We start from the raw sequence: 3546 nt of genomic DNA, 5'->3' as shown, positions 1-3546 counted from the left end.
GAACCGGCGCCACCCCAGAAGTCACCGGCGGCCAGCACGTCACGAATGATCGCCTGGTGCTCGGCCTCCAACGCCGCAGCCTGCGCCCGAATCGTCGCACCGTGCGCGTCGACGTCGCCGAACTGATAGTTAATGCTCATGGTCTAATCCTCCTGAATTATCGGAAAGCCTTGGTAGCTAAGGTATTCGCGACTAGCTGCGCAGGATCTGCTGAGAGGCCTGCTCTTGCTGCTCGTAGTTGTTCGCGTCGCGGATCAGACCGTCGCGCACACCGTGCAGCATGTTGACGATGTTGCGGAAGGCCTGATTCATCTGACCCATGGTGTCGTAGGAGGTGGCCTGTGCAGCACCACTCCAGCTGGCACCGGCGATGTTGACCGACGACGCCCACATCTTGCGGGCCTCGTCCTCAACGGTCTGAGCGTGCACGTCAAAACGGCCCGCCATCGCCCGCATCTGGTCGGGGTCGGTCATAAAACGGGTGGGCATCGGATATCTCCTTATCTCGAAGTCTTCAATCGTCGGTGCGGCAAAGCCGCCCGGTGGACAGGGTAGGGCGTGGTGATTAACGCCTGGATTCAAGCAAGTTTCATGTTCCCCCTTTTTTCGTCATACCAGGACGGTTTTCGGCATCACGGTGGGTTTGAAGCCGTAGCGCGGCGCGCCGAAGCCGGCGCCGGCGCGGCTGGCTGAAGCCACCGAAGGCATTCCGGCCGGCATGGTCGCCACCGGCGGGGTTTCTTCGGCGGCAACGGCCCAGCCCGTGCCCTCCAACGCCGAGGCCGAGCTCACCTGTGGTGTGGCCGCCGACCAGCCGGTCGGCACAGACAACTTTCCGACCGCGGATGCTTGTCCCATGCCCGCCATCACCGGCGCCGCGCCGAAGCCGGCAGCACCCGCCGGCGCGGACGTGCCCGCCAGAACGGGGCTGGCCAAACCACCGGCGAGAGGAGCTTCGGCGCTCATCGCGCCAGCGGCGCCAGCAGCAGGGGCGTTGGCGTTCCCGAGCGCGTTCTGGAGCAGGATCATGTTCGGGATGATGTTCATCACGTTCCATGCCACAACGTTGTTGGCGCTGTTGATCGAATTCGACACGACCGGGATCCCGAAGAAGTCGTTGACCGTGCCCAGGATTCCCGGCGGGTCTGCGGGGGCAGCCAGCGGGGAGGCAAGCGTTTGCACGGCGCTGGGCAGGGTTGAAACAAGCTGTGGCAGACCGGCTTGCGAGCCCGTGGCGGTCGCGGCGGATTGGCCGACTGCGGCGGCTTGACCGACCATTGCGCCGGGGTTGGCGATCGGCGCCGGGTCGGTCAACGGGTTCAGCGTGCCGGCGCTGGCCGAGGAGGCGGCGTAGCCGTACATGGCCGCGGCGTCTTGGGCCCACATCTGCATGTAGTGGGCCTCGGTCGCCATAATCGCCGGGGTGTTTTGGCCCAGGATGTTGGTGGCCACCAGTGCCGCCAACTGTGCCCGGTTCGCCGCGATCACCGGCGGGGGCACCGTCATCGCAAACGCCGTCTGATAGGCAGCCGCCGATGCGGTGGCTTGTGCCGCCGCGCGCTCAGCGGCAGCGGCGGTGGAGCTCATCCACGCCACGTACGGCTGCGCCGCCGCGGCCATTGCCGCCGACGACGGGCCCATCCACTCGCTGGTCAGCTCGGCGATCACCGACTGGTAGGCGGCGGCCGTCGAGCCCAGTTCGGCGGCCAGGCTGTTCCAAGCCGCCGCGGCGGCCATCATCGGTCCCGAGCCGGGACCGGCGTATATCCGTGCGGAGTTGATCTCTGGGGGTAGTGCTCCGAAATCAAACATTTGTATTCCGTTCCTTCAAGCTGTAGTTCCGCTGATAAGTCGCTGGCTTCGAGCGCATTTCGCGTTTCGACCGTCAGACGACTTCCGGTTTTGGCATCACGGTCGGCTTGACGCCGTAGCGTGGCGCACCCAAGCCGGCGGCTTTGCCGGCGGTGGCCACCGACGGCATGCCGGCCGGCACGGCGGCCACCGGTGTGCTTTCCGGCGCTGCGGCAGTCCAGCCCACGCCTGCCAATCTCGCCGGTGCAGGGCTGGATACTGGGCTGGCCTCGCCGGCCCAACTGGGCGGCACCGACAGCCGGCCAACCGAGGAGGCTTGCCCCACGCCGGCCAGCACTGGGGCCCCGCCGCCTGTCGGGGCCGCCGGAGCCGCCTGGGCCGCGGGTTGGGTTGCGCCTGCCACCGCCGCGGTTTCGGCGCCCTCGGCGGGAACAGCGGTAGGACCGTTATTGCTGGGAAGAAGGCCACCGCCGCTTAATGACCACAAGTCCGAAGCGGCCGCACCCCACGTCCCGCCGTTGATGTTCAGAAGGCTGGCGGGGTTGTTCGACAACAGTCCGCCATCGGTGTATGCGGGTGTCCCGATGATCGGACTTAGCAGACTCAGAAGACTCGGCGGATCGGCCGCAGCACTCGTGGCGACCTGGTTGGCGGCCTCGGTGGTGCTGTAGGAACCGGCGCTGGCGCCGAGAGTGTTCACAAACGCCTGGTGAACCGCCGTGGCTTGGGCGCTGACCTGCTGGTACCAGGTGCCATACGCGCTGAACTGCGTCGCCTGCAGAGCGGACACTTCGTCCGCGGCAGCGGGAATGACGCCGGTTGTCGGCGCGGCGGCGGCCGCGTTCTGAGCGGCCAGCGCGGAGCCGAGAGCCTCGAGCTTGCCGGCTGCGGCCTCCAACGCTATGGGCAGTGTGGTCACGAATGACATCCGTCCTCCTCAGGGAAATAGGGGCCGGCCGTGGGCGGCACGGCCGCGGTGATCACAGGGGTGGTGTCTGACAAGCGGTTTCAGGTTGCTAACCATGGGTGGTCGTGTCCGGCGGTCTTAGGCGGATGGGGCCGTTGCGTCGTCGAGGTCAGCGGGGTGGATGGCCTCGACTCGGTCCCGGGTACCGATGCGAAAGCCAACGGCTTTGCGTGCCAGGCGATTCAGCGTCGTCGTAAGCGTTTTGCCCGGCGATTGCGCCGGCCAGACCCAGCCGCCTGCATCGGGTCCGCCGCGGCGGCCTCGGTCGCCGTTAGTGGGGAAACTTCGTCGGCCGTTGGGGAAACGACACCTTTGCCCCGGCTGCGGCGGCCAGCGCTAAGCCGATGCGCTGAATAGTGCCGGCGGCTCCCCTCCACACGCCCGGCTGTGTAGTCACGACGGACATTGGCCCCCTCCTAACGCGCAAACAAAGCCGACCCCTAAGTGGGTCAGCCACTGTCGTGGTGGCGTGCTAGCGATGCCACGGCTCCACGGTTACCCTCAGGCAGCGGTCAGTGAGCCGTTGTTAACGGCTTTTTAACGCGCGGGGCTGGTTTGCTGACATAATCATGACGCTCGGACGGATTTGCGGACGCCGACGCGATTCCCGCAAAGCGCCGAGTTGGCGGCCGCTGCTCCCGCTGTCACCGGCCCCGGCGGCAGCGCAGGCCATGCTGCGTTTCCGATGTGGCGCCCGAGGCAGGCCTTTTGCAACTCAAGTGAGGGTTCTTTAACCGCCGCTTAACGTACAGGCGGATCCAGGGACC

The 3546-nt window shown here is 66.7% G+C and carries 4 protein-coding genes and 1 pseudogene; all 5 read right to left on the bottom strand.

Annotated elements, in window-relative coordinates; all coding sequences use genetic code 11:
• Positions 1-140, bottom strand: a pseudogene (locus VFA16_RS22515) (type VII secretion protein EsxI); the annotation flags it as partial.
• Between the two features lie 52 nt (positions 141-192).
• Positions 193-489 (bottom strand): WXG100 family type VII secretion target, encoded by a 297-nt coding sequence (locus VFA16_RS22510; RefSeq protein ID WP_324969966.1) that lies wholly within the window; start codon positions 487-489, stop codon positions 193-195.
• Between the two features lie 120 nt (positions 490-609).
• Positions 610-1812 carry a PPE family protein gene (locus tag VFA16_RS22505; RefSeq protein WP_324969965.1) on the bottom strand — a complete coding sequence of 401 codons (1203 nt, stop codon included), beginning with the start codon at positions 1810-1812 and terminating at the stop codon, positions 610-612.
• A gap of 73 nt (positions 1813-1885) precedes the next feature.
• Positions 1886-2740, bottom strand: a complete 855-nt coding sequence (locus VFA16_RS22500; RefSeq protein WP_324969964.1) for a PPE family protein, SVP subgroup — start codon at positions 2738-2740, stop codon at positions 1886-1888.
• A gap of 310 nt (positions 2741-3050) precedes the next feature.
• Positions 3051-3185 carry a hypothetical protein gene (locus tag VFA16_RS22495; RefSeq protein ID WP_324969963.1) on the bottom strand — a complete coding sequence of 45 codons (135 nt, stop codon included), beginning with the start codon at positions 3183-3185 and terminating at the stop codon, positions 3051-3053.
• Positions 3186-3546: the final 361 nt, after the last annotated feature.

The organism is Mycobacterium sp. (assembly GCF_035653355.1).
Lineage (GTDB): Bacteria > Actinomycetota > Actinomycetes > Mycobacteriales > Mycobacteriaceae > Mycobacterium.
Note: the sequence above shows the minus strand (reverse complement) of the source record. Positions and strands in the feature narration are given on the sequence as shown.